We start from the raw sequence: 20,170 nt of genomic DNA, 5'->3' as shown, positions 1-20,170 counted from the left end.
GTGTTATCCCATTATCAGAGAATTAGAATTTTTTCAGGATATCGTCCAGCGACTGCGGTTTATCTTCCGGGATAGTCTGGAAGAACACCTGAATCCCACGACTTTTCAGGTCGTTAAGAATGCCAACGTCTTTTTCATCGAGCGTAATATTCTGAAACACCGCTTTGCGGTTTGGCCCACCGCCCAGGCCGCCAACCTGAATGGTCGTGACATCAAATCCCTGTTGTACGGCCTGTTGAATCGCCGCGAGGGAAGGGAACAGCACCAGCACATTGCCATCGCCCAGTTGATTCTCTTTCCACGAGGCCGCAAAGCTCTGGTTGCTATAGCAATCCACTTTGATGTTCGGCGGCGCGGCCATCAGGTAGATGTTTTTCATAAATGGATCGGCGTCCAGTTCATCGCTGACCACTGCGATACGGTTGGCCTGGGACTGCCCTACCCACTTCGTCACCACCTGTCCGTGGATCAGCCGGCTGTCGATACGACATAACACGATGTTTGCCATGATGATTTTCCTTATTGTGATTGTTGTAATTGACGGACGTGAGCGACAACGTCCAGGCAACTGCTGCGTCCGGCTTCCACCAGTTCGCTGACGCAGGCGGTCAACGAACCGTGTTCACGTTTGTCCAGCGCTTCCAGCAGCAGCGATGCGTTCAACCCGGAAATGACCGCCACCGGATAATCCGCGCTCAGCCGTGCCGCCACATTCGACGTCGTGCCACCAATAAAATCGGTCAGAATCAGTGAGCCATCCGGCATGGTTTTCACCACGTCTTCGACACGCTGGTAAAACTCGCCCAACGTATCGACGGGCATCAGCGCAATTTCCGTCACGCCTTTAATTTCGCCCATCACCATGCGCAGGCTGTTACAGAGCTGTTGTCCCCAACCGCCATGTGTGAGCAGCAGAATTTCGGGCAACGATTGAGTGGTAGTCAAAATGGCCTCCTGGCGCATCTACGTTTATATGAGACTTACAACGCCTGATGGCGCTTCGCTTATCAGGCCTACGGATAATGCTTTTGTAGGCCGGATAAGGCGATTACGCCGCCATCCGGCAAAACTCACCAGAGGAGGAGCAAAGGCTGTGCCAGTATTTGTGTCACGCGAGGGGGAAAAGAGAGCGGGCAAGGCGCAACGCCTCGCCCGTTAAGGGATCAGCTATAAAGCAGTTCGTAGATATAAAAATATTCCGCATCCGATAAACGGATGGCATAGGCCTCTTCAATGGGCAGAAACGCAGATTTAATGACACTAAACGCGCGGGGATCGAGATTCGGTTTGTTTTCCAGCGCCATCTGTAACGGTTTACGGTTGATCACGATACGCTCAACCATACAACAGCAGTGGATCAGGAAGCGTAGTGTCACCTGGCGACTCGGTTTCAGGGAAAGCGTGGACGTCAGTTGGTTAAGCACGCCCTCCATCTCCTTGAGAATACGCTGCGGATTGAGCACCGAAATATGGTTGATGATGCTCTCCATGGTCAGCGCGCTGATAAAGCGCATGGCGCTGCGCTCCATCTCCAGACGGCGTTCGGCGCTGGAGAGATCCGGCGTCAGCAGGCTTAACACCAGTTCAGGCCCCTGCTCAGAGAACAGTTCTTCCAGCGAGATAAACGGAATATCCGGCAGCCCCGGCTGGAAAGTACCGACAATTCCCGCCAGCCGCTCATTGGCATGCAGCGCCTGCTGAACGCGTTCGAGGCTGCGCACGTCGTTGTAATCAAGGATCACCATTCGCGTGTCCTGCGACATCAGTTCGCCGAAGCTCTCCTCGAGCACTTTTTTAATTTTTTCCGCTGTCCCCATGCCGGTAATGCAGGAAACAACCAGCACTTTACCGCCGTTTTCCTGCTGCGGCGTACACAGCTGGCAGGGGATATTTTTGCTCTGCATGAGCGCCGCAAGCTGAGGTAAATCACTGGTTTCGTAACTTAAATCCAGCCCAATTTCCAGTAGGCTGGTCAGCGTGATGTTGGGCATCAGCAGCACGTCTATCTGAAATAACTTGCTGATCGTACTGCCGAAATGCACCAGTGAACCAATATCGACCATCAGAATCAGCCGCTGATAGCGTTGGGTCTGAATAATCTGGGTCAGCGTTTCCAGCGTGTCATGCACCGACTGCTCAAACGGCATGTCGACCGCACTGAACAGATCGCGTTCCAGTACGCGGTTGACGTACTGCGCCATGCTGGTCGCGGTGGTGGCGCCGTGCGCGACCAGAATCACTCCGCAATCCGGGCTGGCATCAATGCGCTGGCGGTAGTGACGACACTCTTTCAGGAACAGGCACAACCAGACCACTTCCGTCGCCGGGCACTGAATATGCAGCAGTTCATTGATTTTGCGGCACAGCAGCGTGGCGTTATCGTATTCATCCTTGCAGCGGTCGAGGATCAGACTGGATGAATAGAGCTGCGGAATCAGCCCGCGCTGGACATAGCCAATCAGTGCCAGGAAGTGCTTGCGCAGTGGATTCACCAGATTTTCCGGCAGCGTAAAACCCAAGACCTGTTCGACACAGCCGATCAACAGCGTCACGCGCTCTTCGATTTGATCGCCATAACGCGGCGGATGCGCCACGCTATCGCGACTATAGAGGCCATATTCGAAGATCGAACTGAGCTTGTTTTTCAGGATAGCCAGCGTTTCCGCCGGCGGGACGTTACTGTTGCGCAGATTGACATATTCACGGGTCAGGAAGCTGTAAAACAGATCGCTCTCTTCGATTTCCGCCCCGGTCGCCAGCGACGTTTTCAACGCCGGCAACGTACGCGCATCAATATTCAGCCGCTCTTTTCCTTCAAACAACGCGTCGACCAGCAGGCGTTGTTCCGGCGTGGCATGGAACGGTATCTCCGCCAGCCGTTTATCCAGCTGTAGCGTGTCATTATGTTCCGTCATCCCCGACGCCCACGCCTGGGCGCACAGGAACTGGATATCGCTCTTCAACTGACCAATGTTGCCCTCCAGCGGTTTGTTCAACAGCCAGAGCAATAGCGTTTTGTCGATGCTGACCGTGCGCTCGATTTTGCGACTTTCACGCTGGAGAAAACCGACGATCAGCTCCACCTGTTCCTCAATCGATCGCTGACGAATACCTGGCAAATCAATGCTCACCTGAATTCGTCGCTGGAAGGTACGCAACAGTGATGAACTCGCCGGTTCCGTGGTCGCGCAAATTAGTCGTACCGCGATCGGACGCGCCTTGCTGCTATCCCCCAGCGGGCGGTACTCACCCTTATCGAGAATGGAAAACAGTTTTTCCTGACCTTCGTAGGGCAGACGGTGCACTTCATCGAGCAGCAAATAGCCGCCGTCCGCCTGCTCAACCAGACCGGGTTTATTCTCATTCGCGCCGGTAAAGGCCCCCTGACGATGACCAAACAGATGTGAAGAGAGCAGTTCCGGGTTATGGGCGTACTCGGCGCAGTTGAAGTAGACCAGCGGCGGCGGGGAAGCGGCGGCTTTTTCGCAGGCAAAGCGGTGCATCAGTTCGGCAAAAAAGGTTTTCCCCACGCCGGACGGGCCAGTCAACAGCACATGCAAACCCTGCGGATAGAGCACGGCGGCGCGGCCTTTTTCAACCGCATCACGCAGGCTGCGGTCGTAGCCAATCAGGCCGGTAAAAGGATCGTCGTCACCCGTATTTTCCACTTGCGGAAGCAGGTCAGCTACCGAGCGCACCTCGCGCTCGCTACTCTCCAGTTTGCGCCCCAGCAATGTCTCCAGCGTCTGGCGGTGCAGGAAGAACACCGGACGCCCCCGGCTTTTAATCGCCAGACCGTCGTTCCAAAGTTGATTGAGATCTTTACTGACCGAGTTGCGCGCCAGCCCCAGGTTGAAGCCAATCGCCTCCGCGGTGAACGCCGTCTCCTGCGCCAAATCGGCACGATCCAGTCCACGCGTCAGCCTTTCAAGCTCTCCCAGTACGATCTCGATCCGTCTCATCTCTTTACCGCTTAAGAATTAAATGATTGTTCAGAACATACACTATTCTGCTGTGCAGGACAGTGAATCGACGTCCAGACGTTACGGAGAATGCCTCCGGTCATCAAAATGTTTTCGTTAAATAATGCCGGGCGGCCCCTTTTTCCGGGAAGTCATCAAGCGTCAGTTGTAGTTGATAACCGTTCTTCTGGTAGAACGGCAGCGCCTGAAAACTCAGGGTGTCGACCAGCGCATGGAGACAGCCTCTTTCACGAGCGGCGTGCTCTGCGGCCTGGATCAACTGGCTACCGTAACCACCTTTACGCAGGGATTCATGCATCCATAAAAAATCAATACTCAGCCATTCCCCTTTGATTTTGCCAATTAGCCCGCCGCAGATTTTCTGTTGCTCATCACGCCAATAAACCGCCAGATCGCCAAAATTTCTCGTTTTCAGGAACTGAAAATTGTAGGCACGCAACCCGGTGAGCAGCGCGTTTTGATCGTCTTCGGTAATGGTATCGGTAATCTGTATCTGCATTCTATCCTCCTGAAAAAATACAACTTTTGGCTGAAACGTTTTTCGACATTCGCACATGCTGCTGAAGGAGTCGTACACCGTCTACACTTACTCTTGAAATGATGCGCATCGACTACAAGGATTATTACCATGAAACGAGCCGTTTTACCGATCATTGCCACCCTTTTCTTGCTGCCGGCTCTGGCGAAGGCCGACTCGCCTTACGGCGCACTGCAATCCGCGCACGAAAAAAATACGATACTCAAAGATTTACGCAAAATTTGTACGCCGAAAGGTTCGCCTTCAGACGAGGCGTGGGAAAAAACGATCATAGCGAATGAAGGCAATCAGCAGCACATCCGCGAGGCGGCAGTGGCGATGGAAAGGAATAATCAGAGTAACTACTGGGAAGCGCTCGGCAAAGTGGAATGCCCTGACATGTAAGCGTGAAGCCCGCGCTTCACGCCCGATGATGAACTTTACCGCTGGCGAACATCCGGAATGATTAAGTCTCCGCGCAGCACATACGATCCCAACATGCTTTGCGTTTTTTCATTCAGCCAGCTGACAATCCGCGCCGCCATCGCATCCATGGAGTATTCGATTGCCGGTATGGTCGGGATCCCCGGCAGATGTAGCGAACCGGCGAGGCTAAAGATCATAATGTCTTCCGGAACCGACTTATTAAACGCCTGCAATTGTGGGATGACCCGCTGAGCCTGCTGCTCATCCGCCACCAGCAGCGCGTTAAAGTTGAGTGTGGAGGCGTTATTCAATAACTCCTGCAACGCTACCGAGGAAGAGGTGGCTTCCATAAACACCAGGTTGCGGTTAAAGGGCAGGAAATTCTTTTCCAGCGCATGTTTGTAACCGAGCAGCACCTGTTCGGAGAACCCCATGCCTTCAGGATGGATGAGAGCAATCTGCCGACGATTTTGACTAATCAGATAGTTACAGGCGGTTTCGGTAGCAAAGGTGTGGTCAAACTGAATGCTGGTCACATCGTCGCCCGCTTCCAGACAGTCCACCAGAATGACGTTTTCCTGGCTGATATTCAGTGGAAAACGCGCCCCAATAATCAGCACATCGTCACACAATCCGCAGCTTAATTCATCGAGGGCGCTCATCACCTCTGCTTTGGTGTTGGCGAAGCGAAGCAACAAATGTTTTTGATGCTGACTCAGATGTTTTTCCAGTGCGTAAAGGTACCCCGTCGTCTGGTTGATGTTGTCCTGTGCGCAAATCACGCCTATGCAGCCGGTGCTCTGGCTAAGTAGCGACTGGGCAATCACATTCGGACGATAGTTCAGCTCATCCACCGCCTTTAACACGGCAAGGCGGCTGGCTTCCTTCACACCACGCGATCCGCTCAACACGCGCGACACCGTGGCTTTAGACACGCCAGCCAAACGCGATACATCGTTGATAGTAGACATCATTCTCCCCTGACAGAGCCTGCCTGGCTCCTTCAATCCTGAATTAAACATTGGCTCAAATATTCACCACCCGCAGTATAGCGGTTTCCGTTTTTCATGGAAACCGATTTTCCGTTTCCACTCAAAAAGCGTGAAATAGCACCAAAACCGTGAGCCAAATCCAAATAATTAGCCTTATAAGAATAAGATCTTGACGGTTGTCACAGTTCCGTTTGCTTCATATGGAAACCGGTTTCCGTATGATATCAAATCAGTCTCGCAATAAGTTTTTACATTTTGAGGATGGTTAATAATGTTCAGGATTATGTTGTGTTGCTCTGCAGGGATGTCCACCAGTCTGCTGGTTCGTAAAATGGTCGAAGCCGCAGAAGAGCGGAAGCTGCCAGTCCAAATTGATGCATATGGCGTTTCCGAATTTGACATTCAGTTTCCAAATTACCAGGTGGTGCTACTTGGCCCCCAGGTAAAATACATGCTTAACACGCTCTCAGAGAAGGCTGCCACCCAAAACATCCCCGTAAAGGCCATTGATATGCAGGATTACGGAATGCAACGCGGTGACAAGGTGCTGGATTTTGCTCTGTCGCTGATTGAAGCGGCACACTAGAAAGGTGTCATTATGAGTTCGTTATATCAGTCAATGGTTGCTGTCATAGAACAATCCATCACGCCTCTTGCCGGTAAACTGGGCCAGCAGAAATACGTGATTGCGATTCGTGATGGTTTTACCGCGGCGCTGCCGTTTATGATCATCGGCTCGTTCATGCTGGTGTTTATTTTTCCGCCGTTCTCTGCCGAAACCACCAACAGCTTTGCCCGTGGCTGGCTCGATTTTTCCGCCACATACCGTGAACAGTTGATGCTGCCGTTTAACCTCAGCATGGGCGTTATGACGTTCTTCATCTCCGTAGGCATTGGCGCCAGTCTGGGTCGTCAGTTTAATCTCGATCCGATTATGTCTGGTCTGCTGGCGTTTATGGCCTTTTTACTCGTCGCCGCGCCGTATGCCGACGGGAAAATCTCCACGCAGTACCTTTCCGGTCAGGGGATTTTTACCGCGCTGATCACCGCCATCTATTCCACCCGCGTCTATGCCTGGTTAAAGCAGCACAACATCACGATCCGTCTGCCGAAAGAGGTTCCGACCGGCGTTGCCCGCTCGTTTGAGATCCTCATCCCGGTTCTGGTGGTCATCGCGACGTTACATCCGCTGAACCTGTTTATTGAAACGCAGACCGGCATGATTATTCCGCAGGCGATTATGCACCTGCTGGCGCCGCTGGTTTCCGCGTCTGACTCCCTGCCAGCAATTCTGCTGTCGGTCCTGATGTGCCAGATTTTCTGGTTCGCCGGAATTCACGGTTCGCTGATCGTCACAGGCATTATGAACCCGTTCTGGATGGCAAACCTGTCGGCAAACCAGGCTGCTCTTGCGGCGGGTGTTGCACTGCCGCACGTTTATCTACAAGGTTTCTGGGATCACTACCTGCTGATTGGCGGCGTAGGCTCGACTTTACCACTGGCCTTCCTGCTGCTGCGTAGTCGCGTTACCCATCTGCGTACCATCGGCAAAATGGGCATTGTCCCTAGCTTCTTCAACATCAATGAGCCTATTCTGTTCGGTGCGCCGATCATCATGAACCCGATGCTGTTTATCCCGTTTGTTTTCGTGCCGATGATCAACGCCGTACTGGCTTATACCGCAACCCGTCTGGGCTGGCTGGATCAGGTGGTGTCACTAACGCCGTGGACCACGCCCGCCCCGATTGGCGCATCCTGGGCGGCGAACTGGGCTTTTAGTCCGGTAGTGATGTGCCTGATCTGTATGGTGATGTCAGCGTTGATTTACCTCCCGTTCCTGCGTGCATACGAACGCTCCCTGATAAAAACAGAAGAGCAAAAAGCCCAGGATGCCGTTTCCGTGGCGAACGCGGCCCGTAGCAACTCATAATGAATCAAGGAGTCAGAACAATGAGATACCGTTTTCCTGAAAACTTCTGGTGGGGCAGTGCCTGCTCAGCGCTGCAAACCGAAGGGGATAGCCTGAACGGCGGCAAAAGCCAGACCACATGGGATGTGTGGTTCGACCGCCAGCCAGGTCGTTTCCATCAGGGGGTTGGCCCGGCGAACACCTCGACGTTTTATCAGCACTGGAAACAGGACATCGCGCTGCTGAAGCAGTTGAAACATAACAGCTTCCGCACCTCGTTAAGCTGGTCGCGCCTGATTCCTGACGGCACGGGTGAGGTGAATCCTGAGGCGGTGGCGTTCTATAACCATGTTATTGACGAACTGCTGGCGCAGGGCATCACGCCGTTCATCACGCTGTTTCACTTCGACATGCCGATGGTGATGCAGGAGAAAGGCGGCTGGGAAAACCGGGACGTGGTGGAGGCGTTTGGCCGCTACGCACAGACCTGTTTCGAATTGTTCGGCAACCGCGTTAAGCACTGGTTTACCTTCAACGAGCCGATTGTGCTGGTGGAAGGCGGCTATCTGTATGACTTCCATTACCCGAACGTGGTGGATTTCAGACGCGCTGCCACCGTGGCGTATCACACCGTGCTGGCGCACTCGACGGCGGTTCGCGCTTATCGTGCAGGCAACAACGATGGCGACATTGGCGTGGTGCTCAACCTGACGCCTTCCTATCCACGCTCGCAGCACCCGGCGGACGTGAAAGCCGCGCACTATGCGGATCTGCTGTTTAACCGCAGCTTCCTCGATCCGGTGCTGAAAGGGGAATATCCGGCGGATCTGGTGGCATTGCTGAAGGAGTACGATCAGTTGCCAGCCTGTCAGCCGGGTGACGCACAGCTGATTGCCGATGGCAAAATCGACCTGCTGGGGATTAACTACTACCAGCCGCGTCGGGTGAAATGCCGGGATACCGCAGTCAATCTGAATGCGCCCTTTATGCCGGAGTGGTTATTCGATTACTACGAAATGCCAGGCCGCAAAATGAACCCTTATCGCGGGTGGGAAATTTATGAGCCAGGTATTTACGATATTATTACGAACCTGCGTGATAATTACGGCAATCCGCGCTGCTTTATTTCTGAAAACGGGATGGGCGTAGAAAACGAACAGCGTTTTATTCAGAATGGGCAAATTAACGACACCTACCGTATTGAGTTTGTTTCTGAACATCTAAAATGGCTACATAAAGGAATTAACGAAGGTTGTAATTGCCTGGGCTACCATATGTGGACTTTTATTGATAACTGGTCATGGCTCAACGGCTATAAAAACCGTTATGGCTTTGTGCAGTTAGATTTAGACACGCAAAAACGTACGGTGAAAAAGAGCGGCGAGTGGTTCGCCAATACCGCCGAACATAACGGATTCGATTAAGAGATACAGACAATGATTGCATTAGAAGAAGCAGTAATGGAAATTATCGTCAATGCCGGGCAGTCACGCAGCCTGTGCTTTGAAGCGCTGCACGCCGCGCGTGCTGGCAACCTTGACGAGGCGAAAAGCCTGCTTCGGGAGGCTGACGGCTACGCCCGTCAGGCTCACCACATGCAAACCAAATTGATCGAACAGGATGCCGGGGAAGCCCGGCAGCCCATGACGTTAATTATGGTGCATGCGCAGGATCACTTAATGACGTCGCTGTTAGCCCGCGAACTGTCAGAAGAAATTATTCATCTCTATCAACGCTAATTTAACTTAAATAATAAACGGAGACGTCACTACGATTAAATAAATACTATCTGTACCTCTATCTATAAATAACAGATCAACTTGTTTTGGTGATAGCGAATTACACCGAGGCGGGATGGTTATTATCTTAAAATAAATTAATGCGCACATCTATTCAGAATGCTTAATGCAAACTGAAGGATAAAACGTAAATGAGATAACCATGAACATGATAAAAAAACTTCCATTAGCCATGGCGGTCGTGGCCGCGCTTTGCCCGATTTCTGTACTTGCACAGGAATTTACTCAGGAACAAATCGACGCCATCGTCGCCAAAGCCGTAGATAAAGCCCTTGCGGAACGTCAGGCGAAAATGGACGCTGCTGTAGCGAAAAAAACCGATGTGATTGTTGAACCGCAAAGCGCCGCACAGTCACCCGACATGGCCATCCCGTTCGGTGTGAAATTCAGCGGCTATGCGCGATATGGCGCGCAGTTCCAGAGTGGCGATCAAAAATACGTGGGCGTTGATGGTTCCTATAACGGCGCGTCCGCCATTGGTCGTCTGGGTAACGAAGGCAACGGCGGCGAATTCCAGCTTTCCAAAGCGTTTAAAGGCGACAATGGCGCGATCTGGGATATCAACGTGATGATTGACCACTGGGGTGACGAGGTGAACCTCAAAAAAGCCTACGCGGGAGTGACCAACGTTCTGGAATCCAACCCGAATGCTTATATCTGGGCCGGTCGTGACTTCCACCAGCGTCCGCAACAGGGGATCAACGACTACTTCTGGATGAACCACGACGGCCAGGGCGCCGGGGTGAAGAACTTCGATATTGGCGGCGTGCAGTTTGACGTAGCGACCGTGGCCGCCGTTGAATCGTGCAGTCCGGAAGTGATGGAAGATGAAGCCAACCCGTCACGCATCACCTGTACCGGCGGTTCCGGCACCGGTGACAAAGGTAACTACGCCGTTACCTCAAAAATTCACGGTATGAAGCTCGGTCCGTTGGATTTGGAAATCTATGCTAACTATGGCTTTGACTCGAAGGCCGTCGATACCGACGACCGCCTGAAAGCCTGGCAGGGCGCTTTTGTGGTGAGCCATACCAATGACAGCGGCGTCAACAAAGTGATTGCTCGTTATTCCGATAACTCCGACAACAGCGTGTACAACAAAACCGACGATCTGACAGCGATTTACGCCAGCTTCGAAGGCAGTCATAAGTTTACGCAGCAGGCGCAGGTTGAATACCTGCTGGCATTCCATGACTACGATAACAGCGCCGATCAGAGTGAAAATCGCAAGAACTACGGCGCCATTGTGCGTCCAATGTACTTCTGGAACGACGTGCACTCTACCTGGCTGGAAGCAGGCTATCAGCGTGTTGATTATGACAACGGCGGCGATAACAAAGGCTGGAAGCTGACGCTGTCGCAAAACATGTCGATTGCAATGGGTCCGGAATTCCGTCCGATGCTGCGTTTCTATGTCACCGGCGGGAAGGTGGATAACGACCGCACCGCCCGCGTAAACGGCACGGATGATGAGACGCTGGACGATTTCAACGTCGGAGCGATGTGGGAAGCGTGGTTCTGACAGGCAATATTGCGTTATGCCGGATGGCGGCATAAATGCCTTATCCGGCCTACAGTCACGTAGGCCCGGTAAGCAACGCGCCACCGGGCATAATGCCGGATGGCGGCGTTAACGCCTTATCCGGCCTACGTGAAGGAACCCTCAATGAGGGTTGAGGTCATTGCATACCCTTTATGCGAACTTTCGCTGCCACCAGAAGCGCCGTCAGCAGCATCAGGCTGCCGGAGAGCATCAGGGGCGACAGCAGGCCAAGGTTATCGAGTGCATAGCCTCCCACCGCAGCCCCACAGGTATTGGCAAGCTGGATCACGGCGACCTGGACGGATCCAGCCTTTTCTGCCTGATCGGCAAGCGATCGGGTGATCCACGTCGACCATCCTACCGGCACCAGCGCAAACGCCAGCCCCCAGATAATTGCAATGCTGGCCGCCACAATCTTGTCGCTGCCCCACAGCATCAGCACCAGTGCGCTCAGCGCCAGCACCAGCGGCGCACCGGCTAATGCCAGCTTGACCGAGCGTTTGAGAATCACGGACGACAGCGAAGTGCCGACAAAACTGGCAATACCAAAGCTCAACAGCACCAGCGTCAGGCCATCGACATCAAAGCCCGCCAGATTCATATAAACCGGACGGATATAGGTGAAGAACGCAAACTGTCCGGCAAAGGACATAAAGATGGCAATCATCCCCGCCATCACTCCCGGACGATTTAGCAGGCTGAACATGTTTTGCTTCTGATGCGAAGGCTCACCAGGCAGCGACGGCAGTGATTTCACCACCCAGACAATACACAGCACGCCCATAACCGCCGCTGCGTTAAAGACGTTTCGCCAGCCGATGAGCCCGCCCAGAAAACTCCCCAGCGGAGCCGCAATCACCAGCGCGATGGAAACCGCACCGAAAATCACCGACAGCGCCTTCGGCACCGTACGCGGTGGAACCAGCCGCATGGTCAGCGAAGCCGACATCGCCCAGAATCCACCTAACGCCAGCCCCAGACAGGCGCGTCCCACCAGCAACAACGCAAACGAATTGGCAAAAGAGACCAGCAGGCAGGAGAGGGTCAGCAGCACAGAAAAGAGTATCACCACATAGCGACGGTCTGTGGCCTGAATGATCTGAGTTATAAACAGGCTGGCAAACATGGCGACAAACGCGGTGACGGTCACCGACTGTCCGGCGACACCTTCAGAAATCCCCAGATCTTGCGCCATTGGCGTCAACAGACTGACGGGTAAAAACTCGACGGTAATCAGGCAAGCAACACAGAACGCCACGGCAAAAACCGCCGACCAGTTCGGGCGGGCGACAACGTCAGCACGGGTTTTCTCTTCGATACATTCACTCATTTATGCGACCTGCGTGGTGTTCTTGTGGAAAATTCACGCAGTGTAACATTTTTAATGTGACGAATTTAACGTTTTGGCAACTTTCGTCGTTTGCATTGCCGTTTTCGAGGCGATTCGCAGAGATGAAATATCTGCCGAAGGGTTATTTAGCATCGTTTTTGAAACGCATAGTATGCCACCAAGTGCTATACTTACGGTCACAGGATGTCTCCGATGCGAGTATTCAAAACCAAATGGTTTTCCAGGGAAGCAAAATCCCATGCCATCAAAGATGATGAGTTATTTCAGGCAATTGCAGCCACCCAGCAGGGGAAGGCAGACGATCTGGGAGGCGGCGTATTTAAAAAGCGTCTGAACCAGAACCGTGACCGCGCAATTATCCTCGCGAGGGGTGGCAACCACTGGTTTTACACGTTTTTGTATGCCAAACAGGACATGACAAATATCACGATCAACGAACTGGCGGGCTTTCGTGAGTTAGCAAAACATTACGCTCGTCTGACTGATGACAACATTACAGCATTGATTAAGAGTAAAGAACTGGTGGAGGTCTGCGATGAGTATAAAAAATAACTTTAAAAGCCCAGCCTTCGAAGCCATCCACAGCGCAGCATCCGGGTTATATAACGTTGAGGCAATCCCTCAGGAAACGATGCGCAATTTCGACAAAGCTTGTCTTGGCGAGGTTAACGAGCTCCTGCCGCTTGAAATTAAAGCACTACGGGAGAAATTCAATGTTAGCCAACCCGTATTCGCACACTATCTGAATACCAGCGTGTCCACCGTGCAAAAATGGGAAAGCGGTGCGAAACGCCCCAGCGGAATGTCTCTCAAACTACTGAGCATCGTCCAGAAGCATGGGTTAAAAGTTCTGGTGTGAAGGCGAATGAGATAGTTCATGATCAATATCGCCAGCTCAGTTAACGAAATTCATCATCCATATTGCTCTTAGTGCAGCCAGTGCACACCGTCTTCGGGCTGAAAAAAAGCGTTGTAACGCATCTGGAAGGCATGGATGTCCTGCATATCCGGATCAACCTCGCGTAAGAAACCGAGCGCCAGACGCACCTGCACGTCGGTGATTGGCGTAGCCAGCCGGGCCTTTTGCAGCAGGCGATGCCACTGCAACAGGTTCTGCTCGCTGCCGTCCACAATGACACTCTGCCAAATCAACAGAACCTGCGCGGCGTTTTGCAGATGCGACTCGTCGGGGCGATGGAGATACTGCATAAATGCCTCCCCCTGCGCTTTTCCCATCTGATCGATCATTGATTCTACGGCCACCACATCAATATTCAGGCGCTCGCTCAAACGGCGAATCGCCCGTCGGGATCCGGATGTGAGTATCCGAAACCCGATTACAAACACCACCGCCAGTGTGGCCAGCATTATCCAGATCATGCGTTCTCCTGCTTCATCAGCGCTCATGATATCTGGAAACGGCCCGCGAATACTAATCCACCAGAATGATTTTCAGCGTGAAAAGCACCGCAACCGTAATGACGCAGAGGTTTAGCTCACGCCAGCGTCCGGTAAACACTTTCATGATGCAGTACGACATAAAGCCAAGCGCAATCCCCTCAGTAATGGAGAAACTAAAGGGCATCATCACCGTGGTGATAAATGCAGGTACCGACTCGGTTAAATCGTCCCAGTTAACGCGGGAAAGGCTGGAGGTCATCAGCACACCGACAAAGATCAGTGCGCCTGCCGTTGCATACGCGGGAACCATACTCACCAGCGGAGAAAAAAACATAACCAACAGGAAGAGTACGCCCACCACCACCGCCGTCAGACCGGTGCGCCCGCCAACCGCCACGCCAGAGGTACTCTCAATATAGGCCGTCACGGAAGAGGTACCGATAAACGCGCCGGCAACCGAGCTCAGACTGTCGACATACAGTGCCCGCTTCATACCAGGAAATTTACCGTCGCTACCGACTAAACCGGCTTTATCCGTCACACCAATTAATGTTCCTGATGAATCAAACAAATTGATGAGCATGAATGAAAATATAATTCCGGCCAGATTCAGTGATAATGAACCACTTAAATCAACCTCGCCCATCACCCCGCTAATACTGGGTGGCACTGAATAGACGCCACTAAAATGGACATCGCCGAAAAATACTCCACAACAGGAGGTGATGACTATCGAAACCAGCACCGCTGCATGAAAACGGCGTGATGACAGCACGGTAATAATAAAGAAACCTAAAATACCCAGTAATACGCTGTGGGAGCTTAAGTTACCAATGGTCACCAGGGTGTCTTTATTCGCAACAATGACGCCCGAGTTTTTTAATCCCATCAACGCAATAAATAAACCTATACCGCTGGTGATGCCGATACGTAAATTAATCGGGATGTTGGAAATCATCCAATAACGAATGCGAAAAAGAGTCAGTAAAAATAGTCCGACCGCCCCCCAGAAGATAGCCCCCATTCCCGTCTGCCAGCTTACGCCCATCGCGCCCACCACCACAAAGGCAAAAAACGCGTTTAATCCCATCGCTGGCGCTAATGCAACGGGAAGGTTAGCGACGAGTCCCATCGCGATACTGCCAATACCGGCGATCAGGCAGGTGGTGACGAACACCACTTTAGGATCCATCTGCGCGGCTCCGAGTATTTGCGGGTTAACAAAAACAATGTACACCATCGTTAAAAATGTCGTCATCCCGGCAATGGTTTCGGTACGTACGTTGGTGCCATGCTGGCGTAGTTTAAATAATCGCGAAAGATGATTTGAATCATGCTGCATGCCATCACTGGTATCATTATTCATTTTTCTCATCCACTCATGAAGATATAAGCAGGCCTCATTTAAAACATCTCCAGACTTTAATTCAGTGATTGCAATCACAATGCAAATGTCCGTTAATCGATAAACTTTAAATAATTACACGGCATTTCTTAATGATAAATAATAATCAAATTGATAAAATCAAAATGAGAAAAATATGAATAATGCTTTAAGCCATAAATTTCATTATATTAGCCGTCAGGAACGGCAGGAATTGTTAGCCGTCACGCGTGGTGACGCGGTTGCTGATTATATTATTGATAATGTCATCCTTCTCGATATTATCAATGGCGGAGAAATGGCCGGCCCCATTGTGATCAAAGGACGGCATATCGCGGGCATCGGTTCGGAGTACCGCGACGCCCCGGCATTACGGCGCATCGACGCCCACGGCGCAACGGCGGTACCCGGCTTTATCGACGCTCATCTGCACATTGAATCCAGCATGATGACGCCTGTGACCTTTGAAACCGCGACGCTGCCGCGCGGGCTCACCACCGTCATTTGCGATCCCCATGAAATCGTCAATGTGATGGGCGAAAAAGGATTTGCCTGGTTTATCCGCTGCGCCGAACAGGCGAAGCAAAATCAGTATCTGCAGGTGAGTTCCTGCGTTCCGGCTCTGGAGGGGTGTGATGTGAATGGCGCACATTTCTCCCTCGACCAGATGCTGGCCTGGCGCGATCACCCGCTGGTCGCCGGACTGGCCGAAGTGATGGATTACCCAGGCGTCATTGCCGGACAGAATACGCTGCTCGATAAAATGGACGCCTTTCGCCATCTGACGCTGGACGGCCACTGTCCAGGGCTGAGCGGTAAGGCGCTCAACGCCTATATCGCCGCTGGAATCGAGAACTGCCATGAGAGCTACACACTGGAAGAGGGACACCGCAAGCTGCAACGCGGGATGGCGCTGATGATCCGTGAAGGCTCCGCCGCCCGCAACCTCGACGCGCTGGCACCGCTGATCAACGACTTCAACAGCCCACAGTGTCTGCTCTGCACCGACGACCGTAACCCGTGGGAGATCGCTCATGAAGGGCATATCGACGCCCTGATTCGCCGGCTGATTTTGCAGCATAATGTCCCGCTACACGTCGCTTATCGCATCGCCAGTTGGTCCGCCGCTCATCATTTTGGCCTGCGCCATCTTGGCTTACTGGCCCCCGGAAAACAGGCGGATATTGTCCTGCTCAGCGATGCCCGCAACGTGACGGTACAGCAGGTGTTTGTCAAAGGAGAACCCGTTGACACCGAACGTCTGAAAGCCGAAGAACCAGCAAGGCTGGCGCAAACCGTTCCGCCGTATGGCAATACCATTGCGCGCCACCCCGTTTGCGCCAATGACTTCCCGCTGTATTTCACCCCCGGCAAACGCTATCGGGTGATCGATGTTATCCCTAACGAGCTGGTGACGGGCGCCAGTGACTGCGAGTACACCGCGGAGGGCTTCGATCGTCATGATATTTGCTATATCGCCGTGCTTGAACGCTACGGTCGCCAGTCGCCCACGGCCTGCTGTTTATTAAGCGGATTCGGGCTGCGTGAAGGCGCGCTGGCGTCGACGGTCAGCCATGACAGCCATAATATTGTAGCGATCGGTCGCAGCGCGGAAGAGATGGCGCTTGCGGTTAATCAGGTGATTGACGATGGTGGCGGGCTTTGCGTCGTCCGCAGCGGGCAGGTGCAATGCAATTTGCCGCTGCCGATTGCCGGATTAATGAGCACCGACACCGCCGACGCTCTGGCGGAGCAGATCGATGCGCTAAAAGCGGCGGGTCGCGAGTGCGGCTCTCTGCCTGATGAGCCGTTTATTCAGATGGCGTTTCTCTCCCTGCCGGTGATCCCCGCGCTAAAACTCACCAGCCAGGGGCTGTTTGACGGTGAAACATTTACCTTCACCTCCCATGAAATCGCTGACTGATTTCAGTCAACCATCGCCAGAAACAGGCGTAAAAAAGCCCAGCGCACAGGCTGGGCAACATGTTACCAACTACACACTTAAGCGGTTCTTAACTGCTGAATTTTTCTTTCCCGGCGGATTTTGCGCTCTTCCATCACCGCAACCATCGCCATCAGGCAGATGCAGCCGATCGCGGCTGCGTCCAGCGCGGCGAAGGTACCCGCCCAACCGGTCAGACCAAACACCGGCGTCCCGTCGGCAATCATCCCCAGACCTAACTTGGCAAAGCTATCACCGATCAGATACGCAAAGGTGCCCTTGATACCGTCCGCCGCACCAATGGCTTTTTTCGGGACAAAACCTACCGCCGCCACGCCAATCAGCAGCTGCGGGCCAAACACCAGGAAACCGAGCGCAAACAGTGACGCAAGATAGACATACTGATTGCTGGCATGTTGATAGACGCCCAGCGTCGCGATGATCAGCGCCAGCGCCACACAGGCCACCAGCGCACGGCGACCGTTCGCCAGATCCGAGAGCCAGCCCCACAGCAGCGTCCCCACCAGCGCGCCTACCTCAAACAAGGTAAAGCCCTGAATCGCCACCTCTTTGGACAGTTTCAGCTCCTGGAAAGCGTACACGGTAGACCACTGATCGATGCCGATACGCACCACGTACAGGAAGATGTTGGAGAAACACAGCAGCCAGATCACTTTGTTTTTCAGCACATACTCAACAAAGATCTGCCATTTGGTCATGTCATTTTCTTCGGTCTCTTTATCCTCTTCGCTGATCTCTTCACCGAACAGCTCTTCGGCTTTACCGAGACCGTAAGATTCTGGCGAATCGCTACCGAAGCGCAGACCGATAAAGCCAACAATCAGAGCGATAATCGACGGGAAAATAAACATCCCAATCACGTGTCCGTCGAACAGCACGTTCGCACCGAACAGCGCCACGCCTGCCGCGCCTGCGCCGCCAAGATTATGAGAAATATTCCAGAAGCCAAGGAAAGTACCGCGCTTACGACGAGGCGTCCATTTGGTGATAGTGGAATAGCTGCACGAACCACCGGTGCTCTGGAAGAATCCACTCAGGGCATAGAAAGCAATCATCAGAAACAGGCTTACGGAGCCGGTCCCCATGCTGGCGCTGAAACCGAGCATACAAATCGCAGAGAGGATCAGCATAAACGGCAGGAACTGCTTGGTGTTTTTGCCGTCAGCGTAATAGGAAACCAGCGTTTTACCCACGCCGTAGGTGATGGAGAACCCCAGACCAATCATCCCCAGTTGCGTCATGCTCAATCCGTAGGTGGAAATCATATCGTTCTGGGCGATGTTAAAGTTCTTGCGGATCAAATACATGGTCAGATAGCCGATGAAGACCACCAGATAAGACTGCATGAACGGTTTGAACCACATCTTGCGCCGCACATCGAGCGGCAGATCCAGGGTCGGTTTACGCACCTGGTTTAGAAAGGTCAGCATAGGAGACTCCCGAGCGAATTTTTATACCTGCGAATGGCAGGCATTGTAAAAATCAGTCGGGAAACCCGCCTGAGACAGCGTCCAGGCGAAACCGGGAAAATTTCTTAGTTTTTCCCCACTCGCGATAAAAAAGTGAGCTGCATCACGCTTCGCTGGCCTCACGTGGAGCCTGTGCGTTGAGGAACGGCAGTAACAACAGGGCGGAGATGCCTGCTGCGATAGCAATAACGACAAAAAATCCCGTCCAGTGCCAGATTTCCAGCACCTGCGCCAACGGCCAGCCGGAAAGCGATGCGCCGAGATAGGCGAACAGTCCCACAAACCCGGTTGCTGCGCCTGCCGCCTCTTTGTGCGAGCACTCCGCCGCCGCCATCCCGATCAGCATCTGCGGGCCAAAGACAAAGAATCCGGTGGTGAAGAAGCAGGCCGCCTGCATCACATAGCTGGCAAACGGCATCAGCCACAGTGACCCCACCGAAAGCAAAATTCCGGCGGCAAAAATCAGATTCATTGGCCCACGGTTGCCGTTGAACAATTTGTCCGACCCCCAGCCCGCCACCAGCGCGCCGATAAATCCGCCCAACTCGAACATCGTCACCGCCATGTTGGCGGACACCAGATCGACGCCCAGCGTCTCGGACATATACAGATTGCCCCAGTCGTTGATAGCCGCGCGCACCACGTACACCAGCACATAACAGAGCGACAGCAGCCAGATGTAAGGGTTGAGCAGTACGTATTTCGTGAGGATCTCTTTACGGCTCAGTCCCGCGCCCTCCTGCTGTTGGGCGATTTCCAGCGCATCGTGCTGCCAGTCCCCCACCGGTGGCAACCCCACGGCCTGCGGACGGTCACGCAGTCGCCAGCAAAGAAAAAAACCGACAACAATTGCCAGCGTTCCGGCCATCATCATCCCGGCACGCCAGCCATAATGCAGTGCCGCAGCAGCCATGACGATCGGGATCAGCGCGCCGCCAACGTTGTGCGCGGTATTCCAGATAGCCCACCAGCCGCCGCGTTCGTTGCGGGAGTACCATGCCGTCAGCAGACGTGCGCACACCGGCGCGCCCCATCCCTGGAAGAAGGCGTTCAGCGCCCACAGCAGGGCAAATGCCCAGAGTGAAGTGGAGAAACCAAACAGAATGTTGACAATGCCGGTGGCAATCAGCCCTGTTCCCATGAAATAGCGGGCGTTGGAACGGTCACTGACAATGCCAGAAACGAATTTCGACACCCCATAAGTGATGTAAAACAGCGTCGCCAGCAGGCCAATATCGCTACGGGTTAACACACCGCTGTCGAGAATATCCGGCACGGCGGCGTTAAAACTTTTACGGGTGAAATAGAACAAGGCGTAGCCCAGCCAGATAGTCAGCAGGATATGGCGACGCCAGTAGCGGTAGCGTTCGTCGATCTCACGTTTGTCGGTTAACGGTGGCGCATTCGCCGGTGCGTTGAAAAAAGTCAGCATC

At 53.2% G+C, this 20,170-nt stretch carries 19 protein-coding genes; 9 read left to right on the top strand and 10 right to left on the bottom strand.

All coding sequences use genetic code 11. From position 1 onward, the window contains the following. Positions 1-22 precede the first annotated feature (22 nt). The 4 genes from KE671_RS16080 to KE671_RS16065 form a co-directional block, all read right to left on the bottom strand. Positions 23-508 carry a PTS system mannose/fructose/N-acetylgalactosamine-transporter subunit IIB gene (locus tag KE671_RS16080; RefSeq protein ID WP_042323421.1) on the bottom strand — a complete coding sequence of 162 codons (486 nt, stop codon included), beginning with the start codon at positions 506-508 and terminating at the stop codon, positions 23-25. An 11-nt stretch (positions 509-519) separates the two neighbouring features. Beyond that, entirely contained in the window at positions 520-945 is a 426-nt protein-coding gene (locus KE671_RS16075; RefSeq protein WP_206163785.1) for a PTS sugar transporter subunit IIA, read from the bottom strand. Positions 946-1,163: 218 nt separating this feature from the next. Then, complete coding sequence (gene dagR, locus KE671_RS16070) at positions 1,164-3,962, bottom strand: transcriptional regulator DagR (protein WP_206163784.1); 2,799 nt, start codon at positions 3,960-3,962, stop codon at positions 1,164-1,166. 103 nt (positions 3,963-4,065) lie between these two features. Then, positions 4,066-4,482, bottom strand: a complete 417-nt coding sequence (locus KE671_RS16065; protein WP_206163783.1) for a GNAT family N-acetyltransferase — start codon at positions 4,480-4,482, stop codon at positions 4,066-4,068. 129 nt (positions 4,483-4,611) lie between these two features. Here KE671_RS16065 and KE671_RS16060 point away from each other — a divergent pair, with 129 nt between their 5' ends. Beyond that, positions 4,612-4,905, top strand: a complete 294-nt coding sequence (locus tag KE671_RS16060; RefSeq protein ID WP_206163782.1) for a YicS family protein — start codon at positions 4,612-4,614, stop codon at positions 4,903-4,905. 35 nt (positions 4,906-4,940) lie between these two features. Here KE671_RS16060 and KE671_RS16055 read toward each other — a convergent pair whose 3' ends face one another. Then, positions 4,941-5,897: a LacI family DNA-binding transcriptional regulator gene (locus KE671_RS16055; protein WP_206164036.1), complete on the bottom strand. Its 957-nt coding sequence runs from the start codon at positions 5,895-5,897 to the stop codon at positions 4,941-4,943. Between the two features lie 292 nt (positions 5,898-6,189). On the opposite strand from KE671_RS16055, the gene KE671_RS16050 reads away from it, so the two are divergent. The 5 genes from KE671_RS16050 (at position 6,190) to KE671_RS16030 (ending at position 11,148) form a co-directional block, all read left to right on the top strand. After that, positions 6,190-6,504, top strand: coding sequence for a PTS sugar transporter subunit IIB (locus KE671_RS16050; protein WP_042323435.1), 315 nt, complete (start codon positions 6,190-6,192; stop codon positions 6,502-6,504). A gap of 12 nt (positions 6,505-6,516) precedes the next feature. Beyond that, positions 6,517-7,848 (top strand): PTS sugar transporter subunit IIC, encoded by a 1,332-nt coding sequence (locus tag KE671_RS16045; protein ID WP_206163781.1) that lies wholly within the window; start codon positions 6,517-6,519, stop codon positions 7,846-7,848. 20 nt (positions 7,849-7,868) lie between these two features. Then, entirely contained in the window at positions 7,869-9,251 is a 1,383-nt protein-coding gene (locus tag KE671_RS16040; protein ID WP_206163780.1) for a glycoside hydrolase family 1 protein, read from the top strand. Between the two features lie 12 nt (positions 9,252-9,263). After that, complete coding sequence (locus KE671_RS16035; RefSeq protein WP_206163779.1) at positions 9,264-9,566, top strand: PTS lactose/cellobiose transporter subunit IIA; 303 nt, start codon at positions 9,264-9,266, stop codon at positions 9,564-9,566. 202 nt (positions 9,567-9,768) lie between these two features. Continuing rightward, entirely contained in the window at positions 9,769-11,148 is a 1,380-nt protein-coding gene (locus KE671_RS16030; RefSeq protein ID WP_206163778.1) for a carbohydrate porin, read from the top strand. 157 nt (positions 11,149-11,305) lie between these two features. Here the strand turns inward: KE671_RS16030 and nepI are convergent, their stop codons facing one another. Then, positions 11,306-12,499, bottom strand: coding sequence for a purine ribonucleoside efflux pump NepI (gene nepI, locus KE671_RS16025; protein WP_206163777.1), 1,194 nt, complete (start codon positions 12,497-12,499; stop codon positions 11,306-11,308). A 213-nt stretch (positions 12,500-12,712) separates the two neighbouring features. Between nepI and KE671_RS16020 the strand changes: the two genes are divergently transcribed. Both KE671_RS16020 and KE671_RS16015 read left to right on the top strand, forming a co-directional pair. Further along, on the top strand, positions 12,713-13,072 hold the full coding sequence (locus tag KE671_RS16020; RefSeq protein WP_206163776.1) for a type II toxin-antitoxin system RelE/ParE family toxin: 360 nt from the start codon (positions 12,713-12,715) through the stop codon (positions 13,070-13,072). After that, a complete protein-coding gene (locus tag KE671_RS16015; protein WP_206163775.1) occupies positions 13,056-13,379 on the top strand; it encodes a helix-turn-helix domain-containing protein in 324 nt (107 codons plus the stop codon). The genes KE671_RS16020 and KE671_RS16015 overlap by 17 nt, the downstream gene beginning before the upstream one ends. 68 nt (positions 13,380-13,447) lie before the next feature. On the opposite strand, the gene KE671_RS16010 is transcribed toward KE671_RS16015, so the two are convergent. Continuing rightward, positions 13,448-13,900, bottom strand: coding sequence for a DUF1198 domain-containing protein (locus tag KE671_RS16010; protein ID WP_206163774.1), 453 nt, complete (start codon positions 13,898-13,900; stop codon positions 13,448-13,450). Between the two features lie 52 nt (positions 13,901-13,952). After that, positions 13,953-15,287 carry an NCS2 family permease gene (locus KE671_RS16005; protein WP_206163773.1) on the bottom strand — a complete coding sequence of 445 codons (1,335 nt, stop codon included), beginning with the start codon at positions 15,285-15,287 and terminating at the stop codon, positions 13,953-13,955. 175 nt (positions 15,288-15,462) lie between these two features. Between KE671_RS16005 and adeD the strand changes: the two genes are divergently transcribed. Then, positions 15,463-17,229, top strand: coding sequence for an adenine deaminase (gene adeD / locus KE671_RS16000; protein ID WP_206163772.1), 1,767 nt, complete (start codon positions 15,463-15,465; stop codon positions 17,227-17,229). 77 nt (positions 17,230-17,306) lie between these two features. Here adeD and uhpT read toward each other — a convergent pair whose 3' ends face one another. Together uhpT and KE671_RS15990 are read right to left on the bottom strand one after the other, a co-directional pair. Beyond that, positions 17,307-18,698 carry a hexose-6-phosphate:phosphate antiporter gene (gene uhpT, locus KE671_RS15995; protein ID WP_206163771.1) on the bottom strand — a complete coding sequence of 464 codons (1,392 nt, stop codon included), beginning with the start codon at positions 18,696-18,698 and terminating at the stop codon, positions 17,307-17,309. A 142-nt stretch (positions 18,699-18,840) separates the two neighbouring features. Next, on the bottom strand, positions 18,841-20,169 hold the full coding sequence (locus KE671_RS15990) for an MFS transporter (RefSeq protein WP_206163770.1): 1,329 nt from the start codon (positions 20,167-20,169) through the stop codon (positions 18,841-18,843). Between the last annotated feature and the right edge of the window lies 1 nt (position 20,170).

The organism is Citrobacter amalonaticus (assembly GCF_018252635.1).
In the GTDB taxonomy this organism is placed as follows: domain Bacteria; phylum Pseudomonadota; class Gammaproteobacteria; order Enterobacterales; family Enterobacteriaceae; genus Citrobacter_A; species Citrobacter_A amalonaticus_E.
The sequence above is the reverse complement of the archived record's forward strand: the minus strand, read 5'-3'. Positions and strand labels throughout refer to the sequence as shown.